This is a genomic window from Streptomyces aquilus (assembly GCF_003955715.1).
In the GTDB taxonomy this organism is placed as follows: Bacteria; Actinomycetota; Actinomycetes; order Streptomycetales; family Streptomycetaceae; genus Streptomyces; species Streptomyces aquilus.
Genome location: NZ_CP034463.1, coordinates 10,280,593 through 10,295,819 on the forward strand (window position 1 = coordinate 10,280,593; position 15,227 = coordinate 10,295,819).

The 15,227-nt window shown below is 66.8% G+C and carries 14 protein-coding genes and 1 pseudogene; 8 read left to right on the forward strand and 7 right to left on the reverse strand.

All coding sequences use genetic code 11. The features are described from left to right. Positions 1 to 304: 304 nt before the first annotated feature. Together EJC51_RS48120 and EJC51_RS46980 are read left to right on the forward strand one after the other, a co-directional pair. Entirely contained in the window at positions 305 to 496 is a 192-nt protein-coding gene (locus EJC51_RS48120) for a hypothetical protein (protein ID WP_166682991.1), read from the forward strand. 737 nt (positions 497 to 1,233) lie between these two features. Then, on the forward strand, positions 1,234 to 2,532 hold the full coding sequence (locus tag EJC51_RS46980) for an MFS transporter (protein ID WP_279631425.1): 1,299 nt from the start codon (positions 1,234 to 1,236) through the stop codon (positions 2,530 to 2,532). A gap of 381 nt (positions 2,533 to 2,913) precedes the next feature. Here the strand turns inward: EJC51_RS46980 and EJC51_RS46985 are convergent, their stop codons facing one another. Continuing rightward, on the reverse strand, positions 2,914 to 3,861 hold the full coding sequence (locus EJC51_RS46985; RefSeq protein WP_126269125.1) for an IS481 family transposase: 948 nt from the start codon (positions 3,859 to 3,861) through the stop codon (positions 2,914 to 2,916). Positions 3,862 to 3,989: 128 nt separating this feature from the next. Beyond that, complete coding sequence (locus tag EJC51_RS46990) at positions 3,990 to 4,193, reverse strand: hypothetical protein (protein WP_126276714.1); 204 nt, start codon at positions 4,191 to 4,193, stop codon at positions 3,990 to 3,992. Between the two features lie 197 nt (positions 4,194 to 4,390). On the opposite strand from EJC51_RS46990, the gene EJC51_RS46995 reads away from it, so the two are divergent. Continuing rightward, positions 4,391 to 5,248 (forward strand): hypothetical protein, encoded by an 858-nt coding sequence (locus EJC51_RS46995; protein WP_126276715.1) that lies wholly within the window; start codon positions 4,391 to 4,393, stop codon positions 5,246 to 5,248. A gap of 392 nt (positions 5,249 to 5,640) precedes the next feature. Here the strand turns inward: EJC51_RS46995 and EJC51_RS47000 are convergent, their stop codons facing one another. From EJC51_RS47000 to EJC51_RS47015, 4 genes are all read right to left on the reverse strand, one after another. Continuing rightward, positions 5,641 to 6,510 carry a GNAT family N-acetyltransferase gene (locus EJC51_RS47000; protein ID WP_126276716.1) on the reverse strand — a complete coding sequence of 290 codons (870 nt, stop codon included), beginning with the start codon at positions 6,508 to 6,510 and terminating at the stop codon, positions 5,641 to 5,643. A gap of 83 nt (positions 6,511 to 6,593) precedes the next feature. Beyond that, positions 6,594 to 6,761, reverse strand: coding sequence for a hypothetical protein (locus tag EJC51_RS48125; RefSeq protein ID WP_166682992.1), 168 nt, complete (start codon positions 6,759 to 6,761; stop codon positions 6,594 to 6,596). Beyond that, a complete protein-coding gene (locus tag EJC51_RS47005) occupies positions 6,758 to 7,885 on the reverse strand; it encodes a radical SAM protein (protein ID WP_126276717.1) in 1,128 nt (375 codons plus the stop codon). The genes EJC51_RS48125 and EJC51_RS47005 overlap by 4 nt, the downstream gene beginning before the upstream one ends. A gap of 442 nt (positions 7,886 to 8,327) precedes the next feature. Continuing rightward, a complete protein-coding gene (locus tag EJC51_RS47015; protein ID WP_244363323.1) occupies positions 8,328 to 8,687 on the reverse strand; it encodes a hypothetical protein in 360 nt (119 codons plus the stop codon). A 192-nt stretch (positions 8,688 to 8,879) separates the two neighbouring features. Here EJC51_RS47015 and EJC51_RS47020 point away from each other — a divergent pair, with 192 nt between their 5' ends. The 5 genes and pseudogenes from EJC51_RS47020 to EJC51_RS47040 all read left to right on the forward strand — a co-directional run bounded on the left by EJC51_RS47020 (position 8,880) and on the right by EJC51_RS47040 (position 12,763). Then, on the forward strand, positions 8,880 to 9,287 hold the full coding sequence (locus tag EJC51_RS47020) for a hypothetical protein (protein WP_126276720.1): 408 nt from the start codon (positions 8,880 to 8,882) through the stop codon (positions 9,285 to 9,287). Next, positions 9,259 to 9,783: a DUF6879 family protein gene (locus tag EJC51_RS47025; protein WP_126276721.1), complete on the forward strand. Its 525-nt coding sequence runs from the start codon at positions 9,259 to 9,261 to the stop codon at positions 9,781 to 9,783. Before EJC51_RS47020 ends, EJC51_RS47025 begins: the two co-directional genes overlap by 29 nt. Before the next feature lie 7 nt (positions 9,784 to 9,790). Further along, a complete protein-coding gene (locus tag EJC51_RS47030; protein WP_166682993.1) occupies positions 9,791 to 10,645 on the forward strand; it encodes a helix-turn-helix domain-containing protein in 855 nt (284 codons plus the stop codon). Positions 10,646 to 10,654: 9 nt separating this feature from the next. Beyond that, complete coding sequence (locus EJC51_RS47035) at positions 10,655 to 10,837, forward strand: DUF397 domain-containing protein (protein WP_126276722.1); 183 nt, start codon at positions 10,655 to 10,657, stop codon at positions 10,835 to 10,837. 937 nt (positions 10,838 to 11,774) lie between these two features. Further along, a pseudogene (locus EJC51_RS47040) lies at positions 11,775 to 12,763 on the forward strand (IS481 family transposase). Positions 12,764 to 12,905: 142 nt separating this feature from the next. Here the strand turns inward: EJC51_RS47040 and EJC51_RS47045 are convergent. Then, entirely contained in the window at positions 12,906 to 15,212 is a 2,307-nt protein-coding gene (locus EJC51_RS47045; protein WP_126276723.1) for a hypothetical protein, read from the reverse strand. Between the last annotated feature and the right edge of the window lie 15 nt (positions 15,213 to 15,227).

Genomic DNA, 15,227 nt, shown 5'->3' on the forward strand with positions numbered 1-15,227 from the left:
CGTTCGAGAAAACGCAGTACTCCGACACCGCACGCAGGCTCTGCACGATCGGTGTCAGGTCTGATGTCGAGGCGGTGACGCGGGTCGTGGACCGGCTGGCGAGGACGCCGAGGGCGAGAAGGGCGGGGTCGAAGAGCCGGGAGGCCATCTCGACGTAGGTGCCAAGCCCTCGCCCGCTTTTTCGGGACGTCGTTCCGCGACGCTGCCTGGTTCGACAGGACACAGTTCTCCGAGTTCGAGTTCAGCGTCGCCGTATGTGCGCACCGGAGCAGGTCCATTGTGCGCCCGCTGCCACCGGGCGGCCATGGCCGAGCCGTGCAACGGCGTGCCATCGCTGGGCTGCGGAGTCGGAGATGCCCAGCAGGTCGGCGAGTCCCAGATCCTGCTCAACACCGTGCACGAGAGCGCCGACCGGCTGTTGCTGCGGCGCAGGCCGTCCTGGCGGGAGCGGAGGGCGGCGGGCAGCCGGCCGCAGTCCGCGGACACCAGGCGGTAGACGGTGCTGCGGTCGAAGTCGAAGCCGTAGCGGCGCCGGTCGGGGTCCAGGACAGCGAGCGCGGCACGGATGGACGCGCGGGTCTTAGCGCTCGAGGCCGACGAGGGGAAGTCCAGGGCGAGCACTGCGTCGTCCAGGTCTGCGTCGGTCATCGGCAGCGTGTGTCCGCTGCGGTAGAGGGCGACGGCGGTCGCGGTGGTAGGCGATGGCCTGCCCGGCTGTGACGTCGGTGCCGAGCGCTTCACGCGCGGTGGGCGGCAGCTCTGCGATCCCGGCGGAGAAGCGACGGGCGGGAATGCGCAGACGTGTCGGTCGCAGGGCGCGGCGCAGCGTGGCAACTCCTCGGCCTGGAAGGGGGAAAGGGGACCATAACCTGGCGAACAAAGCGAGAGAGGCGGGGCCCCTTCTTACCGACTCGCCCACACCCGGAGCAAGGCCGGGCGGCCGGCCGATAGCTGACCACAGGGGGCACCGACGGCTCTCATCTGCGTATCTCGCACGATTCCCTGCGCGAGCTGCGCATTGCGAACGGATCTTCGTTGCCGAGGACGGGTGTGCGAGGTGACAATGCGTGGAGGTGTCGGGTGGTCTCCCGGCGAAGTGGTGGAGGCGCTGCTTGTGAACACCGCATCGCGGTGCGCCTCGCTGTGCGCGCCAGACGCTGACCACTTCGCCTCGCTCACCAGCTGACGGGTTTCGTTCGCGGTGGGCGCTTGCCCTTATGGGAGACCACCGTAGTGCCTGAAGACTTCAGGCCGGTTGATCGCCGTCCTCTGGCAATGGTTCTTGCCGCCAACCTCCTTTCGGTCACTGGGAATTGCCTCACGTACATGGGCGTGCCGTGGTTCGTGCTGCAGAGCACGGGCAGTGCCGCCAAGGCCGGGATCGTCGCATTCTGCACACTGCTGCCCGCCGTGCTCGCTGCGCTCGTCACCGGCCCGGTCATCGACCGGATGGGGCGACGGCGGGTGAGTGTCGTCTCCGATCTCGCCTGTGGGGCCGCTGTTGCGGCGATCCCGCTGCTGCAGTTCGCCGGCATCCTGCAGTTCTGGATGCTGTGCGTGCTGATGGCGATGACAGGGCTGTTCCGGGCGCCGGGTGAAACCGCTCGCGGCGTGCTGCTGCCCACGCTCGCCGAACGCGCCGGAATGCCGCTGACCAGGGCTGCCGGGTTGTATGACGGTGCGGCACGCTGTGCGGCGCTGACCGGATCGGCTCTCGGAGGTGTGCTGATCGCTGTACTCGGAGCCGAGAACGTTCTGTGGATGGATGCCGCGACCTTCGCTGTCTCCGCGCCGCTGTTCGCGTTCGGGGTGCGCGGCCTGCCCGCGGCACAAGCCCAGCGGCAGGTCGAGGCGACATCGTTGCGTGCCTACCGTCGTGAACTCGCGGAAGGCTATCGCTTCCTGGCAGCCACTCCGTTGCTGCTGGGCCTGTGCCTGATGACGCTGGTCACCAGGGGCCTCGACCAGGGATGGAGTGCCGTGCTCCTGCCCGTGGATGCCCGTGGGCAGCTTGATGGTGCCGTCGATCTCGGTCTGTTGAACGCGGCGTTCGGGGTGTGTGCACTCGTGGGGGCGCTGGTCTTTGGGGCGGTGGGCAGCCGCTTTCGGCGGTGGCCCGTGTTCACGATCGCTTTTCTCATCGGGGGCCTGCCGCGTTTCGTGGTTGCCGCCTTCACCGACACCTTCGCCCCGCTGGCCGTGATCATGGCGGTTGAGGGTCTCGCTTTCGGTGTGCTCAGCCCCATCATGGCCACCGTGACGTATGAGGCGGTGCCGGAGGAACTGCGCAGCCGCGTGTTGAGTGCGACGACGGCCTCGGTCCAGCTGATCACTCCGATGGGCGGACTGGCTGCGGGTTTCCTCGTGGATTCGGCCGGCCTGCCCTGCACGCTGCTGTCGGTGGGCGGTGTGTATCTGCTCGCCACGCTGTGCCCGTTGATCTTCCCGGTCTGGAGGCAGTTGGACAGTACCGGCTCTGCCCACGACAGGGCGGCGAGCTCGCCGCGTGTCTCGGGATCGAAGCAGGTGTAGAGGCGCGGGCCTGCGCCGCGGATTGGGATCCCATCGACTGTCTTGATGACGGCGACGGGCTCGGTCCAGATCGCCGAGAGGTGGCGGCTGAGGGCCCGCTGATCGGGGTCCTTCTGAGACGGCACCAGGGGCGTGGAGCTCCCTGAGTCCGCGACCGCCCGCGCAGGGGACAGCACCGTCCCGGTCGACATGACGAAGTGCCTCCCGGCCGGAAAGGCCGGTGGTCATGCCCCTGATCCGCGGTCTGTCAGTGCCTTCGGCCGGTAACCAGTTGCGGGCTTCGAAGACGGTTATGGGGGCACTCTTCGGTCGGGGTTAGCTCTATGCGCGCGGGGCGTGGCGTGGGAGACAGGCTGTCGGTGTGCAACTGACGATCACCGGTTACGCCTGAGTCGTGGTCTTCTGCTTGAGGCGTTCGTAAGGTGTCTGGCCGCCAAGGCCGCCGTGCGGGCGATGGTAGTTGTAGTAGTCCTCCCACTCACGCAGCTTGTCGTTGAAGACCTCGGCGTCGTCGATGATGACGCCCTCGAGGAGCCGGTAGAACTCCTCGGCGTCGATGCGGTGAGAGCGCTCAACCTTGCCGTTCAGGCGCGGTGTTCGCGGCTTGATGTAGGTGTGGGCAATGCCCTTGTCCAATACGTGCCAGTGGAACGCAGACTGGAACTCGGCGCCGTTGTCCGTCTGGATGACCTCGACCTGGAACGGCAGGCGCTGGATGACGTAGTCGAGGAACTGGATCGCGGTCGCTTGGTTCAGCGTTGGGTAGATCCGCAGGACTCGCAGCCGGGTGCAGTCGTCGATCGCGGTGAACTGGAAGTACTTGTTGCGCCCACCGCGGCGGCCCTGAGGCATCGAGGCAAGTGGTTCGATGAACTTCACGTCGATCTGCACCCGATGGCCGGGCAGCTTCTTCTCGTACCGCTTCCATCGGCGGTCGTGGCGTTTGTACCGCTGAGAGGCCGGCAGACGGCCCATGTCCAGGCGGTTCAGGATCCGCCACACGCCCGACTTGCTGATCGTGACGTCGTGATACCGCTTGAGGTACATCGCGATCTTCTCTGGCCCGAAGTGGTAGTTCTGCCGGAGGTAGATGATCTTCCCGACTACCTCAACGTGGGTGGCGTTCGGGCTGTGCTTGGGGGCCTTCGAGCGCGTGCGCAGCCCCTCGATGCCCTCGGCTTGGTAACGGCGGTACCAGATGTAGTAGGCCTGCCGACTGATGCCGAAGTACCGGCAACTCATAGCAACGTTGCCGGTGACCTCTTCGACATGGCGTATGACGGCCAGGCGCCGCTTGGCCTCGCGATCGAGCGGGGTTGTCTTCGACATGTGGATCTCCGTAGGCGTCGGGAGACCCAGGTGTCAACGATGGTCGTCAGTTTTAGACCGACAACAGGCACCGGTTCGGGCGGGGTAGGCGCTTGGCCCGAACCGGGTCTGCCCATCGGCCTGATGGTTCAGCGTTCCCGGTCGTGTGGTGGGCGTTCCCGGAATTTCCAGGTGGTGAACAGGCCCATCCCGGTAACGCTGATGGTGGAGAGGGCGGTCGCGCCTCCGAGTGCGTAGACCAGCAGGGACAGTCCTGTCAGGCCTGTGAGGGCGGCCAGGTCCAGCAGCCGGTCGCGTGCGGGGGCTGGTTCGGTGGGCTCGTTTTGGTCCATGTCGGCAGTTCAGCAGCCGGGGGGAGTGGATGGCGAGTAAAGGGAATTCGGGAGAACGAACCCGAACACGGCGCCTGTGACGCCGAACGTGAGCGAATTCTGGCGAACACCGCGGGTGTTCCGCGTTGTTCAGGGAGTCCGGGGCAAGGATGGCATGCGCGTTTTAGCATGGCTGTCACGTGGTGTGAGGGGGAAACTTGGCTACTCCGATCTATGGCCCGACGGAATCGGCGGAAGAGGTGTACCAGGCGGCGCAGGCCGCTTTCGCCCGGGATCTGAAAGACCTGCAGCTGGCCTGTGACATCACCTACCGCCAGATCGGGGATCGCTCGCCGATCGTGTTGTCGCCCTCCGGGATCGCCGAAACTCTGCGCGGGAAGCGGCTGCCCAGCCGGGACTTCCTGAACGCCCTCGTCCGGGTCTTGTACGAGGTGCAGGACGAAAAGCCGGTCAGTCGTGAGGATCCCCGCCTGCGGCGATGGGAGGAACGGCGCACCCGTGTGCTGCTGTTACGGGACAGGGCCCGGCAGTCGAACCCAGGCGTAGGTGACCCAGACACAGGGCCGGGAGACTCGTTCCCCACGGACACCGGGTACGTTCCTCCGCCGGACGGTGCGACGCTGCTGGAACTGGAATCGGCCAAGTCGGATCTGCGGGACATTCTGAACAATCTTCAGGAACACGAACAGCGAGTGCGCACGGAGTTCCGTCAAGTCCTTGATGAGCAAGCTCGCGTGGCGGCGGAACTGAGCCGTCTGACCTCGCTCCTCGAACAGGAACGGGGCGACAAGGAGCGACTGGAACGCGAGGTCGCCTCGCTGAAGCGGCAGCGTGCGGTACTGAGTGAACAACTCGACGACCTGCGGGCCCAGTTTGCGGAGATCGATGCGGATAAGGTCGCTCTGCTGAAGGAGGAGAGCGACCTCAACGACCGGCGTGCCGTGCTCAACTTCGACTGGGCCCGCTACGAGGAATTGCTCCGTCAGCGGGCGAACGCCGAAGTGATGCGGCTGCGCGAACAGCTACAGCGGACGCTCTCGGACCCACCTGCCTGATCGCCGATGGCGGTGCGGCACGGGGCTGTGGTGGGCGGGCGCTGATGAAAGGCCGTGGCGCGGCCCTGTGCCCGGGCTGGCGGGCAGGGGTGCGGCATCACTGGGGTCGGGGCGGGTGGAATGTCTGGGCCGTCAAGTCGGCCGCGGGTGAAGCGGGCGCCCCGGGCGGCAATCGATCGGCAACCACCTCTAATCACCAATAATGGTGTCTTCGAGGGTAGTGTGAACCCTCCCTCTGAGCTGCGGCTCCTACGCCCGTGACGCCTGGGCGAGTGCGGCCGGCATGGCAATCACGGAGCTGGGGCGCCCGGACACTTCGGCCTGCACTCCCTCGGATACTCACCGAGGGCATGTGATCCGGCATCGCGCGGCCCTGAAGGCTTGGATGCAGATCAGGCGGCCTGCCAGTACGTGAATCCGAGGGACGTCAGCCCTTCGGAGCGGCAGAGGCGGTCTGAGGCGCCTGCGACCTCGGTTTGGAGGAGCTGGTATGCGGCGCCGTTGACCTGCCCCCAGTACATGGCGGCGCGCCACAGCAGGCGTCCCAGCCCTTGGCCGCGGTGTTCGGTAAGGACGCCGAAGTACTGGGGCATCAGTTGTGGGGTGCCGATCGCGTCGGGTCGGATCTCCATGGGGCCGATGGCGCCGGCTACCCGGCCCTTCGCGACGGCTGTCAGGACGGGGCCGACCGCTTTGGCCTGCATCTGCTGGTGGAGGAAGGTGAAGCCGTCGGCGGCCATCCGTTGGGCGAAGCCGGCGAAGGTGTCTTGTACGCCGGCCGGCCACTCATGCAAGAGACGGACAGGGCCGTCAGGAGCTGGGCAGATGGCCGTCGTGAAGTCCTGGAGGTGGATGCGCGTACCGCGCCCGTCCGCAGCTTCCGGACCGAGGAAGCGCACGATCCGTGCGCTCGCCGCCCCGTGTTCGGCGGCTAGTTTCTGGGCCAGCTCGGTCGCCGTGAGCGCGCTGCCGGGCTCGGTGCCGTAGAGGTGGACCTTGATCGTGCCGGCGCCGCGTCGGGACAGTGTGGGAATGAGCGTGTCGCCGGGTTGGTGGGCGATGTCCTGGACAAGGACGGTCTCGTCCTTGCTGTCGGACCAGCGGATGTCCTTGTCGTAGCGCAGGAACCAGCGCTCGGTGGAGGCCGCGATCAGGGTGTCCGTGAACAGGTCCTCGGTCAGGACTGACGGATGGACCGGCCCGATGGTGGGCACGTAGGGCGCCAGCACCACTGGACGAAGCCAGTCCCAGCGGAATCGCATGTGCTTAAGGTACTCATCTCGTACTCGAAGGCTCAGGTCCTGACGCGATTGCGCCAGGACCTGAGCACGGGTGACCGGAAGAGTCAGTTCGGGTTGTCGTCGCCGGCCGCGCAGGAGCAGGCGCTGCCCTCCATGAGGGCATCGGCGTCCGTTTCGATGACGACCGCCGTGGTCGCGACGAGCGTGGCGGACACGGTCGGGCGGACGACCGGCGGGCGGCTGGTGAGGATCTCGACGGGTACGGGACTCATGCGTGCACCATCTCCTTGGTGTCTGCGTGCTGGCAGTAGGCGTTCAGTGGTGCCTTCGCCTCCTGGTAGACCTTGGCGAGCGGTCGGCACACCCGGCAGGAGCCGGAGAGCGAGCAGCCCGAGCAGCCACCGGTGCGAAGCATCAGCCGGTCGGAGATGGCTCCGAGCCGGCGAAGACCGTCGACGCCTTCGGCCATGAGGTCGATCTGGTCATCACGGCCGATCTTGCAGATCGAGACCTTGGCGTGGGGGTCGGCGTGGAAGAAGGTGACGCCGGCGTTGCAGCCCTGGAAGACCGGTCGCTTACGCAGGTGCTCCGTGGACTGGACGAGCAGGGGCTCCCCGGTGCCGGAGAAGGTCGGCTGCATGTTGGTGTAGACGTGGTGATCGAGGCCCCAGCTTTGGACGAGGGCGACCATGGCGTCGACCTCGTGAGCGTTGTCCTCGGTGACCACGACTGAAACCCGCAGGGACAGACCGGCGTTGCGGGCCGCGACCATGCCCTTGTGGAAATTCTTCCAGGCGCCCCTGCGCTGGGTGAGTTCGTCGAACGACTCCTTGGTGGCGCCGTACATGCTGACGACGATGCGATACGGCGGGCAGTCACGGAACAGTCGCAGCAGCTTGGGCTTCCACAGACGCGAGGCGTTGGTGGAGACCGTGAGCATCATGCCCTGGCGGTAGGCGTACCGGTACGCGCCCTCGAAGTCGGGGTCGACCGTGGGTTCACCGCCTGTTATCTGCAGCCACAGCACTCCGGCGTCGCGGAAGATGTCGATGAGCTTGACCTTGTCTTCCCAGCTGAGGCCAGCCAGAGGGCGTTCGCCGAGGTAGCAGTGCTTGCAGCCGAAGTTGCAGTAGAGGTTGATCTCCCAACTCGCCCGGGCAAAGCCGAACTCGGTCGGTTCGCGTACCAGGAGCGCCGAACCGGCGGTCTGACCGTTCAAGTCGAGGCCCCAGGCTTCGGTGGCGGTGGTTGCCAGCCAGTCGGGTACGTGGTCGTCCGTCTGGGCACGGTGCTGTATGTCCTCGTAGCGCTCGGCCGGCAGGCGCACACAGGTGGCCCTTCCGGGGCGGACGGCCAGGTAGCCGTCCAAGAACGGGCTGACGATCAGCTGGTGCATCCGATACCTCCTGGGGCTTAAGCCCCCACCCCGGCTCGCACAGGGGAACCAAGCCGGAGCGGGAGCTGCACGGCAGGACGCGCGTCCCGCTGCTGGTTGTAGGAGCAGACGACGTGGCGACACCACTCGCAGCAGTCGCCACACGTGAAGGCGGGGGTTTGACAGGCCGCCTGCCTCGACTGGGCCTATGAAGATCACGAGCTGATCGGGGCGGCGGCAGAGCAGACATGTGCCCTGGAGCCACGGGCGAGGGGTCATGCCCCGGCCTCGATGCGCTCTTGGCGAGTCCGTGTCACCACGAGCTGGTCCGGTTTGTCGGCCGGCCACTCGGCACGAGCTGCGGCCCGGAGGATGGGCACGCCGTGGCTGACGTCGGTCACGATCGCTCGGCATCCGGGCTGGTACTCGACCTCGTCACCCACGCCAGGCAGCCTTGTGTCAGTCATCGTGGCACCCCGCCGTTTCGCTCGGTGTAGACCCACATCAGGCGCCGGGTGAGGTTGGCTACGTCGCGCATGTAGAAGAAGGCTGTGAAACTCGGCGTCTGTCTGCCGGGGCGGTTGGTCAGCTCCAACAGCTTGTACGCCTGGCGGAACAGGTCCATGCCTTCGTCATCGTCATCAGCGCCCCGGTCTTCGGCCAGGAGCAGACTCAGGAGACCGACGACCCTCGTCGTTTTGAAGTCGATGTCCTCTCGGGTCGACGTGCTCAGCTCCATCTTCAGCACGTCATCTGTGGTGTCCGAGAGCAGCTCCACATCGACGGGCAAGCTGTCGATGCCGGCCTTGGGTTCCTCGCTCACGCTCGCCACCACGCTTCTCCCCTCGACGCTGCCTGCGCGGACTTGGGTTCGACAACGACCGTAAGGCGGCCGTCGTCCAACTCCCAAGAAGATTGCGCGAGTTTGCAGCAACCCGATTGACGGCACCAATCAGGACGTCGACGATCGCTGTGTCGCGCAATTCTGCGCAAGATAGCGGACGGGAGAGCAACCATGAAGCTACGGTTCCTTGGTAAGAACTCCACCCCCGGAGACAGCCCCACCCTGTACGCCAGCGACCAGGACAGCTACGTCATCCAAGGCTGGAAGGTCTTCGCCAACGAACTGCTCATGCAGCTCAACGTGCCGGAAGGACAGGCCGCTATCGAGGTGCCAACCGAGCTGTTCGAGCACCTCACCAAGGACGGCCAAGTGTCCGGCGAGATCAGGAAGTTCACGGCCCCGATCATGCTCGTCACGGAACAGGGCACATGCGTGCTCCAGGGCCCGGAAGTGCACGATCCTGAAGCACTGAGCCAGATGCGCATGCCCGACTATGAGACCTGCATCGAGGTCCCCAAGTCCTCGATCACGGCCCTGCTGGAGGAAGACAGTGGACCTGATCACCCCCGCGCAGCGTGACGAGCTGTTCAACGACTTCGAGCGCGACGCCTTCCACCTGGAGCTAAGGGACGACTACGGGTCTCCCATCGAGGACACGCCGTATGCCCGATGGCAGCGGGGAGAGCCCGACGACTACACCTGGCTCGATCCATGGATGACGCTGATGAAGCGCGTCACTGGCCAAGGCAAGAGGGTCCGCCGCGTGCGGGTGGTTACCGAGCCGCACTCTCAGTACGTCGGGTGGGAGCACTCGCTGACCCACCTCAACATCGAGGCCGGCGAGGACATCCGCTGGTTCCCGCGGCACCAGCTGCCTGAAGGCACCTTCTTCCCCCTGGGCGGCAACGACTGGTGGCTCTACGACGACCAGCTCCTGGCCGTCGGCCACTTTGATCCGGAAGGCCGCGTCCTGGGGTCGGAGATCATCGAGGACCCCGACACCGTTGCCGAGTGCGTTCGTGTGCGCGACCTGCTCTGGGCCGACGCCATCCCGCACACCGAGTACAAGCCCTGACTCATCAGTGAGTAACCAAGCACAAGAAGCACGAGAGGTACTGGGTGCCCGGCTGCGCGGCTTCCGGAAAGACGCGGGGTTCGCGAGCGGCCGGGCATTCGCTCTGGCCACGGGGTGGGCAGAGTCCAAGGTGTCTCGGCTCGAGAACGGCAGGCAAAACCCCAGCGAGGATGACATCCGCGTCTGGTGTACCAAGACCAGCAGACCAGAGCACATCCCAGACTTGATCGCCACGGTGCGCCACATTGACGAGCTGTGGCTTGAGTGGCGCCGGCAGCTCCAGACCGGGGCAGAGCAGCGGCAGAAGAAGGCCCTGCCGGTCTACGCCAAAACCAAGGTCTTCCGTATCTGGCACCCAACGCTGGTGTGGGGAACGCTTCAGACGGTGGAGTACGCGGCGGAGACCTTCCGGCAGGTTGTTGACTACTACGAGATTCCCGACGATGCCGAAGCCGCCACGGCCAAACGGCTTGAACGGCAGCAGTACCTGTACCGAGGCAATCGAATCTTCAACGTAGTGCTCGGCGAGCAGGCGCTCTACACCAACTTCGGAGGACCAGAGGTGATGAAAGGGCAGCTCGACCGCCTCCTAGCCGTGATGCGCCTTCCCCGGTTGAGCCTGGGCATCATCCCCCGGTCCGCACCCGTGGGTATCTGGCCCGGCAACTCCTTTTCGATGTTCGACGACAAGCTCGTCCTCGTCGAAACCTACTCGGCCGAGTTCTCTGTCACGCAGCCCCGAGAGATCGAGCTGTACGCCAAAGCCTTCGCCCTTTTGAAGCAGTCCGCGGTCTACGGCACTGCCGTCCGCGACCTCATCCTCACCGCCAGCCAGCACTTCGATCAGATGCCGAGCGACTAGGAGAACACCGTGCAGCCTGTGGCCCCGAACTGGCGGACAAGCACCTACACGGGTACAGAGAACTGCGTTGAAGTAGCCGACAACGACCCGACCATGGTGATGGTGCGGGACACGAAGGCGCCCAGTGGCGGCTTGCTGGCCGTCCAGCCGACGACCTGGGTGGCCTTCGTCGAGTTCGCCAAGGCGAAATAGCGGTGGGCTGCCGCGAGGTTGCCCTCATCGGCACCGTACAGACCAGCTTCGGCGCGGGCGGGCGGAGCGAGCCGGGAGTCGCGACTTGACTCCTTGAGCTCGGCTCGCCCCAGAGCGAACGCTCGGCGGCGCGGTATGGCGGTGAGCGCTGGCCTCGACAGTGTTCTCCCGCTGGTCCGTGCCGCCCGTGAGGGGCTCACGGTGCGTGAGGTCGCGGCACAGATATAGGCCTGGACGGGCTGATCCTCTCGTCATGCTGGTTCGCCTCTCTGGGATGCGGGGGGTAGGGGACCGGCCGGGGCTTGCAGGTCAGCAGCCCCGCCTGCATGGCGGCCCGCACGTCAGCTCCGGAGGGCGTGGCCACCTACAGCACGGCGCGAATGCGGGAGAAGGGCAGGAGCCGGAGTTGAGGGCATGTGCGCGCACGGGACGTCCTTGCGGATGGATGTGGAGGTGAGGGGCGGTTCAGGCGAGGGGGCTGAGCGGCGGAGCTCAAGACGAGAGCGTCCCAGTGCTGCGCTCGTATTCCATGGTCCGCGTCTATGTGAAGGACCGCCGCAAGGAGGTACGCCGGCAGGCGGGGGGGCCCGGAGGCGATGTTCGTGCCGCAGACCCATCTGCCAGGGGCAGAGGCGGAGGTCGACTGCGGCGACGTGCACGTCATGCTCGCGGGCAAGATGACCAAGGTCTATCTGTGCTCGATGCGGCTGTCCTACTCCGGAAAAGGCGGTGCACCGGGTGTTCGCCTCCTGCGGCCAGGCGCAGGTCGAAGGCCCCAGCTCCTTGCCCGTGTGCCGCTCCGCGCTGCTCTAGATGTACTGCCCAGGCAGGTTGGTCGAGTTTGTGCTCTGACACCGTCTGAATCGGATGACGGGTGAAGGCCTCCGGTTGTGGAGTGGAGCTGTCGAGGAACCGCTCCGCCAAACAGGAGGCCTTCGTGTCTCACGCTAACGCTGCTTTGACGCCTCGTGCCCGTCTGCGCCTGGCACGTCTGATCGTTGATGACGGGTGGCCCGTCGCCCGTGCAGCCGAGCGCTATGACGTGTCCTGGCCCACCGCCAAGCGGTGGGCCGACCGTTACGCCGAGTCCGGTGAGGAGGCGATGCTCGACCGGTCCTCACGGCCCCACCACAGCCCGCCCGGACCCCACAGCCGCAGGTCCGCCGGATCGTGCATCTGCGCTGGAAGCAGCGGCTGGGCCCGGTCCAGATCGCCGGGCGGCTGGGCATGCCCGCCTCGACCGTCCACGCGGTCCTGACCAGGTGCCGGATCAATCGGCTGTCCCACATCGACCGCGTCACCGGCGAGCCGGTCCGCCGTTACGGACACGATCACCCCGGCGCGATGCTCCACATCGACGTCAAGAAGCTCGGGAACGTGCCCGACGGCGGCTGGCGTTACGTCGGACGCGTCCAGGGCCGCACAAACCGTGCCGCAACACCCGACAGGCCCCGCAACAAGTACCGCGGACCGCTGCTGGGGACCGCGTTCGTGCACACCGTCGTCGACGACCATTCCCGCGTCGCCTACGCCGAGATCTGCGATGACGAGACGGCCGCGACCGCGGCCGGTGTTCTGCACCGGGCGGTCAACTGGTTCGCCGCCCGCGGGGTGAGCATCGAGCGGGTCCTCACCGACAACGGCTCGGCCTACCGCTCCCGGCACTGGTCCCGGGCCTGCGACGAACTCGGGATCACACCGAAGAAGACCCGGCCCTACCGGCCGCAGACGAACGGCAAGGTCGAACGCTTCCACCGCACCCTCGCCGACGGCTGGGCCCTGGGACGCTTCTACGCCAGCGAATCAGCCCGCCGCAAAGCCCTGCCGGCCTGGCTCCATCACTACAATCACCATCGCCCCCACACCGCGACCGGCGGCAAACCACCCATCACCAGGTTGACCAACGTCCCTGGGCAGTACATCTAGACGGACAGGGCATGCTCTGCCGTCTGCCGCGCCCGTCGCTGCCGCCGATTACCGGATACGGCGGTTCGACGGCGGAGGGCTGGAGCGCAGGCCCAGGGGGAGAAGGGGAAGCGACCTGGTGCTGCAGCAGCGGCGCTGGATGTCAGCGCAGGTTGGTGAGCCAGGTGACCTTGGCCGTCGGCGCAATCTTCTCGTTCACCAGGGTCTCGGTCCGCCGGTCCCACGCGGAGCCGGTGGTGGCCATCACGAACTCGTCCGCGCTGAGCTCGTCGATCAGGCCCTTGAGAGCGGCGCAACGCCGCGCTTCCTCACGTTTCGTCTGCTCGAGACGATCACTGATCTTGGCTTCGCCGATGACGATCCGGCCGTCGACGATGGCCCAGAGGTCGACCTCGAGGTCCGGGTATCCATCCCGGCGGACGACCGCTTCGGGCATGTACTGGAAGGAGCGCGCCGGCTCCGAGAGCGCCGCGAGCGCGAGGACCGGCACCTGGACGTTCGAGCGCAGGCCCTGGTAGGCGACCTCGTCGAGACCGTAGTACCACTGCGGCTCCAACTCCTGTCCCTTCCAGGCCGACCGGACGATCGGGTTGTGCTGACGGCAGCGCTGGCACCGGAAATGCGCTCCGATGTCCTCCAGCCGGTAGAAGGCCGTGCCGACACACTGCCCGCAGGTCAACAGCAGGCCCCGCGTCGCGATGGACCGCTGCAGGTAGCCGTCCAGCAGTTGCCGGGCACCTTCCTCGCTCCCGCCGGTGATCGAGCAGACATCGGCGAACGTAAGGTACTTGCGGTCCTGGTAGACGCGCCCGAGCTCTTTCCCGGCAGAGATCCACCCGGACAGCAGGTTCGCGGCGGGGCCCTCCTTGAGGTCGGCGGCCAGGGCCGCGAAGTCTCCCCACAGTTCGATCATGCGCCGGGTGTAGCGGCCCTTGTCGGACTCCTCCAGGGTGATGCCCGCCCCAGCCAGGAGGGTGCTGAACACCTGGCGGGCTGTGGGAAGCCGCAGCCTTACCTGAACCAGAAGTTGGGCCAGGGAGGTCCCGGTGACCGTGAAGATCCGGCCGTGGGAGTCGATGCTGATCCCGGACGTGCTGGAGCGGACTCCCCACGAGGTGCCGTCGGCGGTGATCACGTCGTTCAGCGCCCACCGCGCAGGAAGGACGGCTTTGGGGTCTAGGACGTCCACCTGCCACCGGCAGGAGTCCGGCTGGACCCCGGCCGCCTCGCTGGGCAGCGGGATCTCGACGTTCCGTGCCTGGTCGGTCCCGAGGAACGGCTCGTGCAGGGTGTCGCCGACGTGCGCCTTGTCGAGAAGGTGGAGGCGGCGGCACACCGGCAGATCCGCCGGGGCACAGACCTGTACGTCCAGCCGGCCTGGGGAGCCGGAGGCGGCCATCCGCCCCCATGGCGTGGCCACCAGCTGGTCACGGACTGCGTGCATCTGGTCCTCGCCGAGGGTGAGTGAGGACAGCAGGAGGGGACGGGCGGAGACCAGCGGTACCGCGAGGTCGTACAGGATCTGCATCAGCTCGGTGTGCAGCTGCGGGCTGAGGTCTTCGGTGTCCGGGCCGACCGGCAGCCAGTGCGCGTCTCCCACCACACGCTGGCGGGTGTAGGCGTAGCAGAAGTCTTCGGCGCTGTCCCCGCAGATGACCACCAACGGCTCGCTGTCCGCGTCCGTGTCGAACGTGGTGAACCAGGAGCAGCCCAGCCGGGACTGCGCCAGTGGCAGGTCGTCCAGGAAGTCCTGCTGGGTGAAATCGGCGCCGGTCTCAGGCCGGCCCGTCCACGCGTACCGCAGCACCTGGGCCAGGTCTTCCCGATGCACCGGAACGGTGGCATGGTCCACCTCGCCGCGCTCCCGCAGCCGCGCCAGATGCCCCGGAGCCACCAAGCCGGCGCGCGCGGCGACGAGCAGCTGCACCGCAGGCGGCAGCTCGTCCGCGTCGAAGCCGGTGATGCGCGCGGGCTGAAACGTCAGCCCGCACATGTCCACCAGCCGGTGCGGCGGCGCCTCGTCCGCGCGGAACTCCGCTGTTACCGTGACCTGCGCCGACGCCAGCGGAGCCATGCGCCGCCGGATACGGTCCCCCAGCTCCCGCGGCGCCACCATTCCCGCGCCGGACGACAGAAGTTGAGGCTCGAGCATCCGCCGGGCCTGGGCTTCGTCAACATCGTTCTCCCTGGACCAGCCTTCCACGTACGAGGCGAGCTGCGCCTCGTACGCCCGAGGGTCCGACATCTGAAGGCCCCGCCCTGTCCGGGCGAACACCGCCCAGTGATCCGCGTCGAAAGCCTCCGCGAGCCGCCAGAACGGCTCCGCGACCTCCCACTCGGGCGAGCAAGCGATCAAGCCGTGGCCGTCACCACCCCACGTGCGCGCATAGCACTCCACCATGCGCAGCACGTCCGCCCGCCAGTCCCCGCCCGAACACACCAGAGTCATGGCACGCGGGGGCCG

Bases quoted from the DNA above. Each gene is read 5' to 3' on its own strand.
- EJC51_RS46985 (WP_126269125.1), bottom strand. From the start codon at position 3,861: ATGTCGAAGACAACCCCGCTCGATCGCGAGGCCAAGCGGCGCCTGGCC.
- EJC51_RS46990 (WP_126276714.1), bottom strand. From the start codon at position 4,193: ATGGACCAAAACGAGCCCACCGAACCAGCCCCCGCACGCGACCGGCTG.
- EJC51_RS47005 (WP_126276717.1), bottom strand. From the start codon at position 7,885: ATGCACCAGCTGATCGTCAGCCCGTTCTTGGACGGCTACCTGGCCGTC.
- EJC51_RS47045 (WP_126276723.1), bottom strand. From the start codon at position 15,212: ATGACTCTGGTGTGTTCGGGCGGGGACTGGCGGGCGGACGTGCTGCGC.
- EJC51_RS48120 (WP_166682991.1), top strand. From the start codon at position 305: ATGGCCGAGCCGTGCAACGGCGTGCCATCGCTGGGCTGCGGAGTCGGA.
- EJC51_RS48125 (WP_166682992.1), bottom strand. From the start codon at position 6,761: ATGAGTCCCGTACCCGTCGAGATCCTCACCAGCCGCCCGCCGGTCGTC.
- EJC51_RS47000 (WP_126276716.1), bottom strand. From the start codon at position 6,510: ATGCGATTCCGCTGGGACTGGCTTCGTCCAGTGGTGCTGGCGCCCTAC.
- EJC51_RS47020 (WP_126276720.1), top strand. From the start codon at position 8,880: ATGAAGCTACGGTTCCTTGGTAAGAACTCCACCCCCGGAGACAGCCCC.